Raw genomic sequence first — 16,584 nt, 5'->3', positions numbered from 1 at the left:
TTGAAAACGCCATAGGCAAAACCCAAAAAAAATAATTATCTTTGCCGCACAACCCCGTTGCTCAAAAGCAGCTTACACAACTAGACTACATGAGTTCAGATACTTCAAAAAGATATGCACAACGTGGTGTTTCGGCATCCAAAGAAGATGTTCATAACGCCATAAAAAATATTGATAAAGGATTGTTTCCTCAAGCATTTTGCAAGATTGTTCCTGATTATTTAACACAAGACCAAGAGTATTGTTTGATTATGCATGCCGATGGAGCAGGGACTAAATCCTCTTTGGCTTACATGTATTGGAGAGAAACAGGCGATATTTCAGTATGGAAAGGCATCGCTCAAGATGCTTTGATTATGAATATTGACGATTTATTGTGTGTGGGAGCGACCGATAATATTATGCTCTCCTCTACTATTGGGAGAAATAAAAACCTGATTCCAGGAGAGGTGTTATCAGCCATCATCAATGGAACCGAAGAATTGATCAAAGAACTGGATTCTTTTGGCGTGACCATACATTCTACTGGCGGGGAAACCGCTGATGTGGGTGATATTGTGCGTACCATAATTGTAGATTCTACCGTTACGGCTCGTATGAAACGTTCTGATGTAATTGATAATGCTAATATTAAAGCGGGTGATGTAATTGTAGGAATGGCTTCTTTTGGTCAGGCTACTTACGAAAAAAGCTATAATGGCGGAATGGGAAGTAATGGATTGACATCGGCGCGTCATGATGTTTTCGGGAAATATTTGGCAACCAAATATCCGGAGAGTTTTGATGCTGCGGTTCCCGAAGAATTAATTTATTCCGGTCAGGTAAAATTGACTGATGCCGTAGCAAATTCTCCTATAGACGCGGGACAATTAGTGCTTTCGCCTACCAGAACCTATGCGCCAATTATCAAGAAAATTTTAGATAAATACTCGTCTGATGAAATTCACGGAATGGTGCATTGCAGCGGAGGAGCACAGACTAAGATTTTACATTTTATACAAAACTTACATATCATAAAAGACAATTTATTTCCTGTGCCGCCACTTTTTCAATTGATACAAGAACAATCTAAAACGGATTGGAAAGAAATGTACCAGGTTTTCAATTGCGGGCACCGTATGGAAATATACGTTCCGGAAGCTATCGCTCAAGACATTATTGCGATTTCAAAATCGTTCAATGTTGATGCCCAAATCGTGGGTAGAGTAGAAGCGGCCGATACTAAAAAACTGACGATTACCAGCGAATACGGCACTTTCGAATATTAATTTCAGCACTGTTTAAATATTATATATCATGTACGAACTAGTTTTTTGGAGATATTTGGAAGGTTTTTATCTGAACCATCAAGAGGTTTATGAAGCTATTGTAGAACAACAAGAAGTGGCCGGTTTAGAGGAACTTCCTACGGCTGTTATTCTCAATAGAATCAATTCGGTATTTTCAAAATGGGAAAAAGTAGATGAAAACAGTTGGAAAAACCCGAATGGTAAAGGCGCTTTTCAAGTAGAAATTACACCGAAAAGTATCCAAATTGATTGCTACGGTACCGAAGGGAAAACCATGGATCTTTTGGTAGATACCCTGGCCGAATTCAAATGTCCGCTATACGATCCGCAGGTTCCGGAGCGGTATGACGAAATGAGTGAGTAACATTTTTAGGAGCTAATCCAGCTATACATTACAAGTCCACAGCATAAAAAATATTTTTCTAAGTCCTAAAAGGAGCTTCCGTTGGTTGCTCTTTTACAACAAGAAAAATTGTTTTTTTATACTGTGGGCTTTTCATTTCCATCTGGGCTAAAAAATCGGTGGAAATCAGTAAATTCGGTATCAATCTCGATCTATTTTTTATAAATTAGCTTTCAAAAAAAATGACTGCAATTTTCGATTTCCCTCAAAATACAATCCTCGAAAATGAATCTGTTTTGCTCCGTCCTTTGCAAGAAAGTGACGTTGAGAACCTATTGGAAATTTCTATCAACGAACCCGAAACTTGGGAATATTCTTTGGTAAGAGCCAACGGAAAAGAGAATTTAGAAAACTACATCAAAATCGCCTTAAAAGCCAGAGAAAATAAAACCGAATTCCCCTTTATCGTTTTTGATAAAAAATCAGGAAAATATGCCGGAAGTACCCGTTTTTATGATATCAGTTTGCCATTCAAAACGGTGCAGTTGGGATACACTTGGTATGGAAAAGATTTTCGAGGAACAGGATTAAATAAACACTGTAAGTTTTTGCTTTTGCAATTCGCTTTCGAAACCTTAGAAATGGAACGAGTAGAATTCCGTGCGGATAATAACAACCAGCGCAGCATTGCCGCCATGAAAAGTATTGGTTGCAAAGTAGAAGGCGTTCTGCGAAGTCACATGCCAACTTTAGGCAGCGACCTGCGACGGGACAGTATTGTTTTGAGTATCCTCAAAAACGAATGGTTTGAAAATGTAAAAGAAAATCTGAAAGCCAAATTATAGTAAAGCTTTGAAGTCCTGTTTGGAAATACTGGCATTTTTACTGCGCTCATTCGAATAGTAATATTTGGAATTTTTATTGGTTGGATACCTAATTTCATCCATAATGACCAATACGGATACACCAATAAATAAAGAAAACAAACTCCAAACAGAGACGATGTAATCTTCATAATAAATGGTTGTGACCATATAGGAAATTATGGTCGTAATACTCAATAACCAGACTTTTCTAATGGTTAAAAATAGGGGTGGAGCAACAGTTGCTATAATGTAAAGTAGGCCAGCAGGAATACTATATTTCATTGGGTAATTTTGTGAAAAGGAAATTGTATGGCCACTAATTTTTGCTTCAACAGAATAATTCATTAAACAATAACCCAAATAAAAAGCAATCAAAACCCCAATTGCAAGCAACACTCGCTGAAAAATTATATTTTCCTGTTCTTTTTCTAGTTTTAATGCCGCATAAGGAATCCACAAGGGCCATACAACCTGGCTGAGAAATAGTAAGATATACGTTGTGATTTGTTGCAAGGGGCTGAAAAAAGGTTTAGTCAATGCTAACCATAAAAAGCCTTCTACAAATTGTTGTACACAAAAAATGATCGGAATACAGGCGAAATATATCTGAGATGGTTTTCTTACTTCCTTTATTGAAATAACGCTTACGACGGCAAGAATAACACCCGCCCCAAAACTGACACTAGCTGAAAAACACATAAGTTTTATTTTAAATGAATTAAAAATTATTGTATTTAATAGTAGGTTAAAATGAACAGGTTACTGAAAATGTTTATGACAAAAAAGATTAATTACGTGCTATGAAAAGCCTGTAGTACTCTTTTTTAAACATTTGATTTAACCTAAAAAGTTAGTTAAGTTTTAAAATGCTTTCTAACGTGTAAATAATAATAAGATTTTGGGGATAGCGGGATTCTAAAAACGTGAAATCCTCAGCTAAAGCTAATTTATAAATAAATTTCGAATCGAACAACTGAAAGTCAGTATATTATAAAAAATAATTTTATTATATTCCAGAAACTAATTTTTTTTTCGGGTCGTAAAACCCAGTTTTTCATATAGTGCAATAGCGTTACTATTCGTTTCGGCTACATGTAAATAGGGAATTTTGTTTTGATCAAAAATGACATTTACGGTTTGTGTCGCAAGTTGTTTTGCATATCCTTTCCCAGTAGGATTGGGATGCGTAACTAAGGCACTTACTTCGTCATAGGTAATAATACTTTGCGCACGTTCTTCGACATATTCTAAACCCAAATCGTCAATTACTTTTTGTACTTGTGAGTTAGTTTGTTATACAATTTTATCCGTTTGTTCTTTTGCTTGTTGTTGAACTTGGTTGCAAGAGGACAAAATACTTGCAGTCAAAACCAATCCGAAAATCATTTTCATTCTGTTCATTTTTTTGTTTTTTTTGCCTACTTTTTTAAACTCTGTTCGGCTTGTCCGTTTTATTTAAAAATGGTTTGGTACACAATTCTTATTCAATTTTAATTGTTGCTTTTAATAGTACAGTTTTGGTTTTGAATTTATAGTTTTTCTTAATTCAAAAGTTCTGTTTCAATAGCTTCAATTTTTTCCTTGTTTTGACATTCTCGTCATTATTATGACTGCTTATTTTAGTCTCAAGACCCTTTATTTTGAAGAGGTTTTGCAACATCTGCCTGTTCTAACTGCAGTTTTACTCTTTCGTTTGTTTAGTCAGATCAATAGTAAAGTTTGCATTTATGATGAGTCCATTATTATTTTGAAATACATCTTGTCCATTAATTTGCCGCCCGAATTGTAGCGTTTGATTTAAATAACCGCCTTCAATTCTTACTGATTTATTAAATCTATATCCTAGAAGAATACCTAATCGATTTTGGTCAAAAATATTGGCATTAACATTTTCTCCAAGGCCAATTAAAATCTCGTCATACAAAGCAACATAGGGTGTTTTATCTTTAATTTCTTTGCCTTTTAAAGGTACTTGAAGTCTAAACATATATCTAAACCTGTTGAGCAAAGGAAACTCATCTTCGTTTGCCAAATTCGCATTAGAATAGCGACCGACAAATCTTTGTTCAAGCATAAAACGATGCGAAAAATCTATTATCCCTTCTTTATGTGAAAGTTGTACCATTTCGAAAATTCTATGCTCTGTAAAATCTCTACCAAAACCATTTATAGCATATTCTCCATATGGGAAAGTTTCTATCCAAGCGTAACCTGCTCTAAACAAAACGCGCGGGTTTACATTGTAGTTTACGCCAACTCTTAAAAGACTTTGTTGCCAATCGGTTATATAATTATTTCTACGCCACTGATACTCGGTATGAATACCAACCTTGTCAGAGACTTTAAATGTTCCAAAATAATTGTACCATCCAATGCGGTTGCTCGTATTTTTACGATTGTTTTGTCCAAATGTATTATTAATACATCCGAACAAAACAATACCTATAAACGTAATTTTTAAATACTTCATTATTTAACAAATTCGAGTGTTCCATCAGTTAAGCGATAAAATGCCCCCACAATTTTTATTTCGCCTTTATCTTCCATTTCTTTTAAAATTGGACTTTTTGCACGTATTTGTTGTAGTGCATACTTTACATTGTTTTCTGAAACGTGCCTTACAAATAGTTCATTTGATGAGGTTTTTTCGCCTGGAAAATCTTGGCTCATATTAACGGCAGGTTTTATTTTGGCAAGCATTGCTGTAATATTTCCAAGTTTCACATCATCAATTGCACCTTTCACAGCACCACAATGTTGATGCCCCATGACTAGTACCAGTTTTGCACCTGCTACCTTACATGCAAATTCCAAACTGCCCAAAAGGTCTTCGTTTATAAAATTACCCGCCACTCTTCCCACAAAAATATCTCCCAAACCTTGGTCAAAAACATCTTCTACTGGCACACGACTGTCTAAACAACTCAATACAACCGCCTTTGGAAACTGTCCTACTGCTGATTTTCTTGCTTGTTCACTTAGATCTCTTGGTATCGATTTACCACTTTGAAAACGTTTGTTTCCTTCAATAAATTCTTGGAAAACAGCATCTGGTGTCAGTTTTGCTTGGTCTTCTTTTGTCATAACGTGGGTTATAACTTGCTTTGCTTCTTCTGTTTTTGTGGACGTTGTCGTTTCGGTTTTTGTTCCTTGATTACAAGAAAATAAAACTGTTGCAGTCATAACCACAATTGTGTTAATTTTTAAATTCATAACTATTTATTTTTTGTTTTTTCGCCTACTTTTTTTAACGGTGTTCGGCTTGTCCGTTTTATTTAATGTGCTATTCGTATTCAATTTTAATTATTGCTTCTACTTTTACACTTTTGGTTTTTGAACTGAAAATTTTCTTAATTTAAAAAGTTCTTTTTGCAATCGCTTTATTTTGACTTCGCTTGATCTTACATCCTCCGCATTAATCTGACTACTTATTTTATTCTCAAGATACTTTATTTTTATGTGTACCGTTTGGGCAATGAGTCCTAAAGCATCGTTGGGGTTAAACTCACCTAATAAAAGTTGTATGTCGTGATTTTTACTAAATTGATAATGTTTTATCTCTAATGACATTGTCAAAAATTAGGTTAGAACCAATTATTGGTGTTGAATTGATTGGAGTATCTTCGCCAATTTTGGCTTCCACAGCCACAACAATATCATTGAACAGAAGAGATTTTGATTGTGCGGTAATAACGCTGAATACATTTTCTGAGAATGTGTTGTTTTCCATTTTATAAGAAATGTTGTTTTCATCAATTGTAGCTGATGCAATTAATTTTTCTTCTAAAAGAAATTTTACCAATTCCTTTGCACTATCTTGTTTTTTTAAATAAATAATAACGTTGACCATTGTTTTTATTGTTTAGTAATTATTGCCCTTGCCCTAATGAATATCCTGCCTTACCGTCAAATGAATATAGATTTTCTGTCTTTATACTATCAATATTTTCATAAATTGCATTTTTTAAAAGTTCGATGATGTTTGTTTTATCTATTTCAGAATTTTCCAATGGTTTAAAACGACATCTCCAATGGTCAGTACAAAAGGTTTCCTCAAATCCATCTGGCCAAACTTTAATTCCTCTGTTAGTAATCATTGAGAGTTTTAGTCCATTACTTTCAATTTTCTTCACTTTCTCTGCTAATTCGTCCGGATTCGTCCCGTTCCAATGAACAAAAATATCCACCCCAACTAATTCTTTTTTTGCAGCAGGTTTGCGTTTGTATTTAGGTAGGTTTAGAGCTGAATTATTGGAATAAGAAACAGATTTTAATATCGAAGGCTTTTTACCTAGATTTTCAATTACTGCTTTTGCAAATTCTTTAGTTCCTACCTTTTGCTTGCTTATTCCTTCCTTAAAAATATCATAGGTATGAATGCCATCTTCTAGGGTCTTGAGCCACGCATTTTGAACTTTTTCTGCTATTTCTGTTTGCCCAATATGATTTAGCATCATAATTGCTCCTTGCAACAAACCCGATGGATTAGCTAGATTTTGCCCAGCTCTTCTTGGTGCAGAACCGTGTATGGCCTCGAACATAGAACACTCTTCGCCTATATTAGCTGAGCCTGCTAAACCAACTGAACCAGTTATTTGTGCAGCCACATCACTAAGTACATCTCCATACAAATTTGGCATTACAATTACATCAAAAATTTCTGGAGTATCGGCCATTTTAGCTGCACCAATGTCTATTATCCAGTGTTCGTTTTCTATTTCAGGATATTCTCTTGCAATCTCATCAAACACCTGGTGAAATAAGCCATCCGTTTGTTTCATAATATTGTCTTTCGTAAAACAAGTGACTTTCTTGCGGTTTTGTTGTTTAGCATACTCAAAAGCGTAGCGCACTATTTTTTCGCAACCTGGTCGACTTATTAATTTTAAGCATTGCACTACCTCGTCTGTTTGCTGGTGTTCAATTCCCGCATACAAATCCTCTTCATTTTCTCGTACAATCACGATATCCATTATGGGGTGTTTGGTGCTTACAAAAGGATGTAAACTCATACAAGGTCTAACGTTTGAATACAAGCCAAGAAATTTGCGCGTGGTAACATTTAAGCTTTTGTATCCGCCACCTTGTGGAGTGGTAATAGGCGCTTTTAGAAATATTTTGTTTCGTCTGATTGTTTCCCACGATTTAGATGCGATTCCGGAGTTATTACCAGCCAGATATACTTGTTCGCCAACCTCAATTTCATCGATTTCAATTTTGGCGTCTGCTGCTAAAATTATTTCTAATGTCGCATTCATTATCTCAGGACCAATTCCGTCTCCTTTTGCTACTGTTATTCTAGTCATAATTCTTGTTTGTTTTTATATATAACTTTTTTAATTATTTATAAGGTAGGGTAGTTTACCATCAGTTATAATTATTTTACTATTAGTAGATTTTGATAGTTCTATAAAAGCCTCAATACTTCTAATCTTAATAATTTAATCTGTTAAACCTTCTGAAAGTATTTTTTGTGCATCTCGTGAACCAGTTGCTTCAATGATTTTTCTTTCCGCATCTAGCTTTTCTTGTTGCAAAATAAAAACCATTCTCATTGCATCTTGTTCTGCTTGTAATTTTTGTTCGATTGAACTTGCCAGACCCTCTGGCAATTGTATACTTTTCATCAGAACAGCCTGAACGAATATTCCTTGGACAGAAAGAGTTTCTTCCATTTTAATTCTAATTGCTTCTTCTATTTCTGCTCTCATCCCTGAATGCATATCTTTTGCAAAATATTTAGAACACACATCTGCAGATGCCGATCTAAATACATTAGATATAATAGTTTCATAACCAAGACCAATGCTACTGATTACTTTTGGCACACTATTTTGATCGATTCTGTAAAGAATAGATATTTGAGAAATAACACTTAAGCCTTCCTTGCTAGGCAAACTCAAGGATAGTTCAATATCGTTTATCTGAATATTTGTTTTTATAACTCTAGTAGTAAGAGGGTTGAACCAAACAGCACCTTGTAAGTGACTTTTTTCAGAAAGTTTACCAAGATTTTGTTTAACCCCAACTTCTCCGGGTCTAACAATAGCGCAGCTTGTAAATGTGATTGATGCAATAACGGCGGAAATAATTTTAATTGTTCTCATTTTTTTTATTTATGGTATAAAGTTGTGAATTATAATTCATAAGTTTTTATTTATCTTTGTAATGCAAACCATAAAAATATTTTATGAAATAAACCTTAAATCAATTGCGGATATTTTTGAAAATCGTGCAAACGCAAAGTGTAACAAAAGCTTCGGAAGAATTGCACCTTACTCAGCCTGAGTTGTCTATTCAGTTGAGAAATTTTCTAGCCCGGTTTGATATAGCTTTAACGGATGTGGTCGGGCGAAAAATTTACATCACTGATTTTGGATTAGAGATTGCGAAGGCGGCTAAAAACTTTATCAACCAAGTGTAGCCATAAACTATAAAACTTTGGCTCACAAGGGACAATTAACAGGACGTTTAAAAATTTCAATAGTATCAATTGGAAAGTATGTGATGCCCTATTTTCTTGCTGATTTTATGGAATAACATTCTGGAATAGAATTACTGATGGATGTTACTAACAAAAATAAGGTTGTGGAGAGTTTAGAAAATTAGGAAGTTGATTTTGCACTTGTTTCTATTCTACCCAATACCTTAAATATGGAGAAACTCGATTTACTTCAAAATAAGTTGTACTTGTTAAGCAGTACAAAAACAAAATATAAAAAGGCTACTAGCACAGAAGAAATATTTAAACAGTTGCCTCTAATATTTAGAGAAAAGGGTTCAGGGACAAGACAGACAATGGAAAGCTTTATTGAAAGGAATAACTTATCAGTCCTAAAAAAGATGGAGTTAACCTCTAATGAAGCAGTTAAACAAGCCTTATTAGCTGGTTTTGGATACTCTATTATGCCGTTAATTGGAATTAAAAATGAATTAAACAACAATGAATTACAAATTATTCCAATAAAAGGTCTTCCTATTACAGCAACTTGGAGTTTAATATGGTTAAAAGGGGAAAGCATTCTCCAGTTGCTAACTCTTTTTTAGAGTATTTAAAAAAAAAGACTCAAATTGTACACGATAAATTTAGGTGGTTTGAGCAGTATTAGAAGATTAGCTCTTGTAGTTTTTTATTGTTATCATCTATTTGTCTTTTCATTTAATTGTCTTTTATGTCTGTGTCAATAGAATTATTCTGATTTGTCTTTCGGAGCAGTTCTATAAAATAACCCACTTGTAAAAAGTCACGACCTGATTCATCATTTATTTTGTAGTCAAACTGATGTAAATAACCAATTTGTATCGTTGTTGCTTTTGTTGGCTTGTAATTGAATGCTACTAGAAATCTATTTCTTTCAAAGTAAGGTTCATTGTTGGTGAAAAATATTTCATTACTTGCACTAATTTGATACGGCTTGTATTCATTTATTTCTTTTCCAAAAGGGTAGGAGACACCAAGTCTATAGCGAAAACGGTTGCGGTAGCCACTGCTTGTAAATCTTAGTTCTGTACGATACCGTTGTTCTATTTTGAATTTTCCGATTGATTGATATAGAACTATCTGAGGCCAAATTCTAAATTCATCATTGTTTTTAGGTATAACAAAATTTCCGCCTTCTTTGTAAGTTTGGTAACTACCTGCACCTAAAGTTATATTAACGTTTTTTTGAACTTTATAGCTAATGGCGCCTTTATATTCGTAATAGTGAAAATCACTATAAAATTTTAATGAACGCAATTGTGCTTCGCCAAAAACACTCCATTTTTCGTCAAGATTGTATTTTACATTCATTATATTCCAACTCCCAAGGCCGCTAGTTTGTGCAAATATTGTCTGTATTGACAAATTCAATAGAATTGCTATTAATAATTTTATTCTCATTTAATCGGTTCTTTATGTTATTATTTTTTTTCAGAAACTGAAAAAGATTTTTCAAAGAAATGTGAATTAGGTATTGTAATTATTTTGTTAGAGTCTGTTTTAATGTGAACAAAAAAGTAGTTCATTTCTGTCACTTCTCCTTCATAATGGTAGTCTTTGTGTAATACTTTTACATAATCTCCTAATTTTACCGGATGATTAAAGAAAATCAAAATGCTCGAAGTGATATTTGAAAGTAATGACCATTGCGCAAAAAAGGCTATACCTAAAGCTGTCAAGATTGTACTTGCAAATAATGCAATTTCATTTTGTTTGAAACCCCAAACTCCCGTTAAAAGGATAATTGCTGTCATTGTCGAAAATAGCTGCACAGCTCTTATTGCCATTTTTCTCCTACTCCTTTCTAATCGAGTTCTTTTGAGAAAATTATTGATAACTGTTTTAAATATAAAATACAAAATGATATAGCCACCTAATATTATTATGGTTTCAATAATTTGAATGTTGAATGCGTTCATTGCCTACTTATTGATTAGTTTATTTTCTCTGTCTTTACCAATTAGGTTAATGCTTTCATAAAGTAACGAGGCATTGATTAGTAAGCGGTCAAGTTCTGGTTCAAAAAACTCTTCGATATAATTATTCCACTTATTTGGGTGCTTCATAAGCTCTTTAAAGCTATTTGCAAGTGTAGTGATGTATTCTTTTTTTTGAGGAGCATCATTTATAAATATTGGGGGATATATTAATCTCTTCATCGTTTTGTTAATTTCAATCATATTTTTTTCATTTTTCCTCGGGTTTTCTTTCGGTTTTGTGTCGCTCGAAAGTGACGCACAACGTCAGTTCGTCTAAAAACCTTCAAACGAACTCAATTTTTTTAATCAGCGAGTAAATATATGTGATTTAAACTACAATTAAAATTCTTTGTTGAAAAACGGATTGTTCATTCTTAAAATAAAACGATCCATAAAAAGCCTTAAAAAGCGCTGTCAGAACATCAAAAAAAGGAGCCAATACTTTTAGATATTGTTTTAGTATATTTTGGTCAATTAGGTTAAAAATTCGGCGCATGAGTTCTATGTTGCGATTGCATTCTTTCTCGAGAGTTCTGGAGGAACGCATGCAATTGAGATAGCCGTAAATAAAGAATTTGAGTAAATCCGAAGGATGATAAGCGGGTCTTCCATTCTCGACGAAATCGAAAGTAAATCCAAAATCAGGGAGTTTAAGACTGTCTAAAAAAAGGTCAATGAGCCTGATTTCGTTGTCTTGCGCAATGGCATCATCAATCGATGAGGCAAAAAGCGGGAGTTGGTTTCTATTGGTTCCGTTGATGAATTTCATGTTTAAATTTACAAAAAATCAACGAGCTACGCAAATATTTTGAGCGATTTTTATTGCAAATTATCTGATAGGAAGATAGGAGGTTATTAGACAGTTTGAGGGTTTCGGGCTTTGCGTTGGTGGGCTTTTGAAACCGTAAACTGTTTGCCAGCACCAACGTTTATTAATTGCTCAAATGTTTCTATTCGCACTGTCCGCCCACTAACGCAAAGCCCGTGTTAGCGGTTCGTTGTTTTCTCAATTCGTTTCTCTGAATATTTTTTCAGAGTTTCGTAAGGGCAGAACCTTTATGAACGGCAATATGATCCGTCTTGCTGCTTTTTATTTCATATTGAGGTTCTTCTTTCGTCGCGTGGTGTGTATAACCTTTGTAATCGAAATCCTTTGTATGTATTTTAATGATAGTGTCGGAAACGCTACCCGCTTCCGAGTTCCAGCTTACTTTGTCGCCTACGCTAAATATTTTTTTCATAAAACAGATTTTAATTGCAAATTAAATTTTAATCGGAATAAAGTACATTACCGTCAACTATTCTTGCCGGTGCAGTGTATTTATGTTCCTGAACTTTCCCTGTTGCCATAATATGTAATACCGCCCAAGCTTTTGCTTTCAGATAATCGGACACCATCGAACGATGACACCTCCACCAAACAGCTTCGGAGCACATATAAGCCGTGGGATGTTCGAAAGCGATATGTTCCAGTTTCACAATCGCATTTTCAAATTCTTTGGTTTCCATATAATCGGCGTAACCTCTGAAAGAGTCGTTGTTCCAGCGATTGTTTTTTGAGTCTTTTTTCATTTTCCGTCTTCCTCCCAAATCGGCCATATGTATGTATTGTATTCCGTTTTCTTCTAACGATATCTTCAGATTCTCTTGATTGAACTGCGGAAACTTGCGTGAGCCCGGTGAACTCCGTATGTCGGCCAGAATTTTAATTTCAAAGGATTTCAGCATATCCAAAAAGTCATCCAAACTATGAGTTGAATGTCCTATGGTATAGATGGTATGTGTTTCGGATTTATTCATTTGGAATTGTTCAAGGCCAAAATATATTTGTCGATATACAGTTGCTTTTCTTTAGATTTATATTGCTGGACATACCGCGGATGTTCCAGGATTATTAAACTGTCAAACAACTTTGCATCTTTGTTCAGCTTTTGGATAAATGCTGCATTTTTTTTCCCCAGCACAAAAACCTCTGAAGTATCTAATCCCAGGCTTAGGTGTTTTTTCAAAGACAAAATCATGAAATCTTTTACCATTTCAAAAAGAACAGGATCGTCATAATAATTGGCATTAAGCCATTTGCCGGCTTTTGTTTGCCGTATAATGGCCAAAGGAAAGGGGGAGTTGATATAAAAGTCTTGGTAGAAATTTTTTGCTCCGCCATATTCGGCAATCATCTCATACATGAAAACAGAAGAAACTTCGTGCGTATGTGCCGATTGCATTTTGATACCGCAGGCACTTTCCAGTCGTTTGGTATCCGTAAACGGTACACCCGTTACTCCAGCTCCATGACGGCCTGGGTTAATACCGATAATAAATCTTCGTTGCTTTGAATCGTTGTAATATTTATGATAAAACTGTTGCATGACCTCCATTGTTTCAGGATTGTCCAAGTAAGGATTCATCACCTGAAAACCTTCCGGCAGTTTACCCGAATAGTGTAAATTGCGGTTGAAATCAATCACTTTATCTGCAAATGTTTTTGACATAAGAATTTCGTTTATTTTCCCATCCTGCAAAGTCTTTCAGCATATTCATCGAAGGACAAAAAGAGCAAAGTTCGTGTTATAGCCTGTCTTTTTATTATAATTTACTTTGATTTTTTTAGTCTTTCGGTCTTTGTCTTACAATGTGCAGCGTCCTGATTTTGGTTGACTCAAACAAAAGTTGAAACACGGCTTCCGTCCGCCCCCATTTTGGCAAGCCGCTTGTTGAACTAAACCTTCGGTAGCACCATTGTAGATTTTGATTATCTTACGAAGATAACTAAAATAGGATATTATGACTACAAAAAAAAGCATCCTGATGCGTTAAGAGAAAACAAGATTCTCAATCAGGCCAAGCGTGAAGTTCCGGGATTTGAGGAATTACTTCAACGATTTGAGCGTACGGTTTCAGTCTTGGGTCGAAGTCAGAGTGCTTTCAACAATTATTCCCGCCATGTGGCGGCTATTTCCCTTTATTTTGGTAAAATCCCTACTGAATTAGATTCTGAACAAGTACAGGATTACTTGTTTTACCAACAAAAAAAGTCAAAAACGCCATCTCAAACGTATTTTAAACACTGTGTTTACGGACTTCGGTTTTTGCTAAAATCCGAAGGATTGCCTTATGAATTCCCTCGTTTACCGTCCATAAAAAACGAGAAAAAACTCCCTGTTGTTTTTAGCAAAGAAGAAGTTTGGGCTATGCTTCAAAGTGCCAAACTACTCAAGCATAAAATTCTCATCGGTTTGCTCTACGGTTGCGGACTGCGCTGCATGGAAGCCCGAAGTGTGCTTTTACAAGACCCGGACTTTGACCGCAAACAGCTTAAGGTAGTTCAAGGTAAAGGCAAAAAAGACCGTTATGTACCTCTTTCGGAACATTTAATTCGTGGACTGGAAGATTTGTAGCGTAGCGGAAAACACGAATACCAAAAAACAATAAAAACGCATGAGCTAAACCCGAACGCAAAAGGAAAAACCTGATGCGACTAGGGATTGACAAAGACCACGCATATGCTTGGAGCAGAACCAGAAAAGGAGGCTGGCGAATCGCCCAGAGTCCGATTCTAACCACTACAATTACCCTACTGCGACTTAAGAAGAAAGGCTATCAATCAATGTTGGAGATTTACATGGAACTCAACCCATCACTTTGCGAACCGCCGAATACGAGACCCGTACGTACGGTGGTGTGAGAGGCGCACTCCGTCAGTTTCTGGCGGAGCCGTCTACTCGATTGGCGGTAGGTTTTTTTAGTTCTATTTTAAAGCCGTTTCTAATTTATTTAAAGCATTTTCTATATTTATGCCTGTATTTCTATCATTCTGATTCGCAATAATCAAGATGCCTAAATTTTGTTGTGGCAAAATCTTAAGTATATTAGAAGTGCCGTTTGAACCACCGTCTTTTATATAGTTTGTTTGTCCTTTAGCATCGGTTAAAATGTCCCAAAAATAACCCATGTCTATGTTTGGATAAACTTTTTTATGAGATTCAACAACAACCTTATTATTTGAGTTTAATTCAAACTTAATATATTTACCTAAATCGTCCATTGTTGATTTTAGAAATTTTGATGCTCCCCAAATACTGATAGTTAAAGGTTCCATAGTATCGCCTTTTGCATTATAGCCATTTGCAAGAGTTTCGTTATTTCCTAAATTAAGTTTTGTAGATTTCATTCCTGCTTTTTTAAAAATCTCCTCATTTAATAGGTCATCGTAACTTTTCTTATATACATTTTCTAAAATATAAGCACACAATTCTGGCGCTAAAGCACCATACTTATAGCCAGTTCCCGGAAGTGAATCTACTTTTACTTTTCGTAAATCAGCTAAGAAAAGTTCTTTAGTATACGCTTTATCGAGTCTGTTTTTATAATAAAGGAAACGTTCAGCAGGGTATTTATCTCTTATTTGTTGAGTAACAGGAAAAGGTGTTTGTATTCCACTTCTATGGACAAGTAAATCCTTTATTTTTATTGGTTTGCCTTGAAGCGCTAAATTAGAAAAATCTTCTTTCAGATATTTTCTAATATCGTCATCTAATCCAATTTTATTTTCTAATACAGCATTAGCCATAAGTGTTCCTGTAAATACTTTAGTTGTAGAGCCTATTTCAAAAAGTGTTTGATTGGTTGCTTTATTACCTTTTCCTTTATCCAACTCCCCGTAGTGCTTTATATAAGTTTTTTTATTTTTGACAATGGCTATCGAAACAGAATTAGCTCCTGATTTTTTCAGAAAAGAGTCTGCAACTGTATCCATTGAATGGTATACAGATTTATCAAAATTATTTTTGTTTGAATTTGATTTTTTTTGTCCAAAAGAATGAACAGAAAGAAATACAAAAAAGAGGAATGAAAATTTTGTCATAATCTTATTGTTCTGAATTTTATGCGTTTTTTTGGAAACTTACCGCCAACGTCCCGTGGCTTGGGGCAGTTGGGGATTTGGTTAGCCAAATGTATCGATTTAAAAACCAACATTCAAGTACAAAACCAACTTTGAAGTTTTCCTAAAACCCCAATTGCGCCAAACCGCTGTGTGTGCCTTGCATGCACTTCCAATTTCTCAAAAGTAGGAATTTTATCTATAGGGTGCAAGTCCCTTATCGGCAAGTTGTTGATTTTATATTGAGCCGATTAGCACGTGGTAAGCTGGTTTGGAGCGATCCATGCAGTGAAGATTATTGCGAAAGCAATACCTTCCTTAATTTTTGTCTGTACCGAGGAACACAAAGCGCATAAGAGGCTAGCTAAATTGGGTAAGTATGCACAGCAATGCAAAGCCTTTAGACAACAGGTTTAGTTAGTAGATGCGTCGGGGATAGACGGAAAGAGGAAGTGCTTACCGAGGGAGGTCTTCACAACCACGAGTGGTTAGGTGGAGAAGTCAGCAGAAGTCATAGTACTTGGGGCAACGAGTTACCAACAGAAAGGTATAGGACTCACAAGCAGGGAAGGGCTGAACGCAAGTGGTTCTTAATTTTCATCGGAATAACGCAAGTTATAGCCCTGAAAAAGCGGAACAGGTTAAAAGAGAATCTGAAATAATCCCGAAGTTTCGGGACAGATTAAAACACCAAGTATGATTGCACAAGTAACACATCCTTACAATCTCCAAAAGGCGCTACGT

General features: G+C 35.1%; 22 protein-coding genes. 6 read left to right on the top strand and 16 right to left on the bottom strand.

From position 1 onward, the window contains the following. Positions 1-89: 89 nt before the first annotated feature. The 3 genes from ACFX5E_RS10960 to ACFX5E_RS10950 all read left to right on the top strand — a co-directional run bounded on the left by ACFX5E_RS10960 (position 90) and on the right by ACFX5E_RS10950 (position 2,477). On the top strand, positions 90-1,268 hold the full coding sequence (locus ACFX5E_RS10960; protein ID WP_379855292.1) for an AIR synthase related protein: 1,179 nt from the start codon (positions 90-92) through the stop codon (positions 1,266-1,268). Between the two features lie 28 nt (positions 1,269-1,296). Continuing rightward, positions 1,297-1,653: a hypothetical protein gene (locus tag ACFX5E_RS10955; protein ID WP_379855203.1), complete on the top strand. Its 357-nt coding sequence runs from the start codon at positions 1,297-1,299 to the stop codon at positions 1,651-1,653. A gap of 221 nt (positions 1,654-1,874) precedes the next feature. Next, entirely contained in the window at positions 1,875-2,477 is a 603-nt protein-coding gene (locus ACFX5E_RS10950) for a GNAT family N-acetyltransferase (protein WP_379855202.1), read from the top strand. On the opposite strand, the gene ACFX5E_RS10945 is transcribed toward ACFX5E_RS10950, so the two are convergent. From ACFX5E_RS10945 to ACFX5E_RS10910, 8 genes are all read right to left on the bottom strand, one after another. Further along, the gene (locus ACFX5E_RS10945; RefSeq protein WP_379855201.1) at positions 2,472-3,197 is read right to left on the bottom strand and encodes a DUF6629 family protein; all 726 of its coding nucleotides are present in this window, start codon (positions 3,195-3,197) and stop codon (positions 2,472-2,474) included. The two genes, ACFX5E_RS10950 and ACFX5E_RS10945, sit on opposite strands and share 6 nt — an antisense overlap. 321 nt (positions 3,198-3,518) lie before the next feature. Further along, on the bottom strand, positions 3,519-3,755 hold the full coding sequence (locus tag ACFX5E_RS10940) for a GNAT family N-acetyltransferase (protein ID WP_379855200.1): 237 nt from the start codon (positions 3,753-3,755) through the stop codon (positions 3,519-3,521). A gap of 424 nt (positions 3,756-4,179) precedes the next feature. Next, positions 4,180-4,968, bottom strand: a complete 789-nt coding sequence (locus ACFX5E_RS10935; RefSeq protein ID WP_379855199.1) for a DUF2490 domain-containing protein — start codon at positions 4,966-4,968, stop codon at positions 4,180-4,182. Beyond that, complete coding sequence (locus ACFX5E_RS10930) at positions 4,968-5,711, bottom strand: carbonic anhydrase family protein (protein ID WP_379855198.1); 744 nt, start codon at positions 5,709-5,711, stop codon at positions 4,968-4,970. The genes ACFX5E_RS10935 and ACFX5E_RS10930 overlap by 1 nt, the downstream gene beginning before the upstream one ends. Before the next feature lie 105 nt (positions 5,712-5,816). Continuing rightward, positions 5,817-6,068 (bottom strand): hypothetical protein, encoded by a 252-nt coding sequence (locus ACFX5E_RS10925; RefSeq protein WP_379855197.1) that lies wholly within the window; start codon positions 6,066-6,068, stop codon positions 5,817-5,819. After that, complete coding sequence (locus tag ACFX5E_RS10920; protein WP_379855196.1) at positions 6,037-6,348, bottom strand: hypothetical protein; 312 nt, start codon at positions 6,346-6,348, stop codon at positions 6,037-6,039. Before ACFX5E_RS10920 ends, ACFX5E_RS10925 begins: the two co-directional genes overlap by 32 nt. A 19-nt stretch (positions 6,349-6,367) precedes the next feature. Next, on the bottom strand, positions 6,368-7,804 hold the full coding sequence (locus ACFX5E_RS10915) for an NADP-dependent isocitrate dehydrogenase (RefSeq protein ID WP_379855195.1): 1,437 nt from the start codon (positions 7,802-7,804) through the stop codon (positions 6,368-6,370). A 135-nt stretch (positions 7,805-7,939) separates the two neighbouring features. Then, the gene (locus tag ACFX5E_RS10910) at positions 7,940-8,605 is read right to left on the bottom strand and encodes a prohibitin family protein (RefSeq protein WP_379855194.1); all 666 of its coding nucleotides are present in this window, start codon (positions 8,603-8,605) and stop codon (positions 7,940-7,942) included. Positions 8,606-8,730: 125 nt separating this feature from the next. Between ACFX5E_RS10910 and ACFX5E_RS10905 the strand changes: the two genes are divergently transcribed. Together ACFX5E_RS10905 and ACFX5E_RS10900 are read left to right on the top strand one after the other, a co-directional pair. Continuing rightward, on the top strand, positions 8,731-8,922 hold the full coding sequence (locus ACFX5E_RS10905) for a LysR family transcriptional regulator (protein WP_379855291.1): 192 nt from the start codon (positions 8,731-8,733) through the stop codon (positions 8,920-8,922). A gap of 230 nt (positions 8,923-9,152) precedes the next feature. After that, the gene (locus ACFX5E_RS10900; protein WP_379855193.1) at positions 9,153-9,545 is read left to right on the top strand and encodes a LysR substrate-binding domain-containing protein; all 393 of its coding nucleotides are present in this window, start codon (positions 9,153-9,155) and stop codon (positions 9,543-9,545) included. A 112-nt stretch (positions 9,546-9,657) separates the two neighbouring features. On the opposite strand, the gene ACFX5E_RS10895 is transcribed toward ACFX5E_RS10900, so the two are convergent. The 7 genes from ACFX5E_RS10895 to ACFX5E_RS10865 form a co-directional block, all read right to left on the bottom strand. Continuing rightward, positions 9,658-10,380, bottom strand: a complete 723-nt coding sequence (locus ACFX5E_RS10895) for a DUF2490 domain-containing protein (protein ID WP_379855192.1) — start codon at positions 10,378-10,380, stop codon at positions 9,658-9,660. 20 nt (positions 10,381-10,400) lie between these two features. Beyond that, entirely contained in the window at positions 10,401-10,898 is a 498-nt protein-coding gene (locus ACFX5E_RS10890; protein ID WP_379855191.1) for a mechanosensitive ion channel domain-containing protein, read from the bottom strand. A 3-nt stretch (positions 10,899-10,901) separates the two neighbouring features. Beyond that, positions 10,902-11,159 (bottom strand): hypothetical protein, encoded by a 258-nt coding sequence (locus tag ACFX5E_RS10885; RefSeq protein WP_379855190.1) that lies wholly within the window; start codon positions 11,157-11,159, stop codon positions 10,902-10,904. Between the two features lie 127 nt (positions 11,160-11,286). Next, entirely contained in the window at positions 11,287-11,727 is a 441-nt protein-coding gene (locus tag ACFX5E_RS10880; protein ID WP_379855189.1) for a transposase, read from the bottom strand. A 262-nt stretch (positions 11,728-11,989) separates the two neighbouring features. Continuing rightward, positions 11,990-12,199, bottom strand: a complete 210-nt coding sequence (locus tag ACFX5E_RS10875) for a hypervirulence associated TUDOR domain-containing protein (protein ID WP_379855188.1) — start codon at positions 12,197-12,199, stop codon at positions 11,990-11,992. A gap of 28 nt (positions 12,200-12,227) precedes the next feature. Beyond that, positions 12,228-12,758 (bottom strand): DUF488 domain-containing protein, encoded by a 531-nt coding sequence (locus tag ACFX5E_RS10870; protein ID WP_379855187.1) that lies wholly within the window; start codon positions 12,756-12,758, stop codon positions 12,228-12,230. Further along, positions 12,755-13,450, bottom strand: a complete 696-nt coding sequence (locus ACFX5E_RS10865; protein WP_379855186.1) for an SMUG2 DNA glycosylase family protein — start codon at positions 13,448-13,450, stop codon at positions 12,755-12,757. The genes ACFX5E_RS10870 and ACFX5E_RS10865 overlap by 4 nt, the downstream gene beginning before the upstream one ends. A 411-nt stretch (positions 13,451-13,861) precedes the next feature. Between ACFX5E_RS10865 and ACFX5E_RS10860 the strand changes: the two genes are divergently transcribed. Next, positions 13,862-14,356, top strand: coding sequence for a tyrosine-type recombinase/integrase (locus ACFX5E_RS10860; protein WP_379855185.1), 495 nt, complete (start codon positions 13,862-13,864; stop codon positions 14,354-14,356). Between the two features lie 350 nt (positions 14,357-14,706). Here the strand turns inward: ACFX5E_RS10860 and ACFX5E_RS10850 are convergent, their stop codons facing one another. Further along, positions 14,707-15,822 carry a serine hydrolase domain-containing protein gene (locus ACFX5E_RS10850; RefSeq protein ID WP_379855184.1) on the bottom strand — a complete coding sequence of 372 codons (1,116 nt, stop codon included), beginning with the start codon at positions 15,820-15,822 and terminating at the stop codon, positions 14,707-14,709. Between the last annotated feature and the right edge of the window lie 762 nt (positions 15,823-16,584).

The sequence above is a fragment of the Flavobacterium xylosi genome, from assembly GCF_042787345.1.
In the GTDB taxonomy this organism is placed as follows: domain Bacteria; phylum Bacteroidota; class Bacteroidia; order Flavobacteriales; family Flavobacteriaceae; genus Flavobacterium; species Flavobacterium xylosi.
This window is presented reverse-complemented; position numbering and strand designations above follow the sequence as displayed.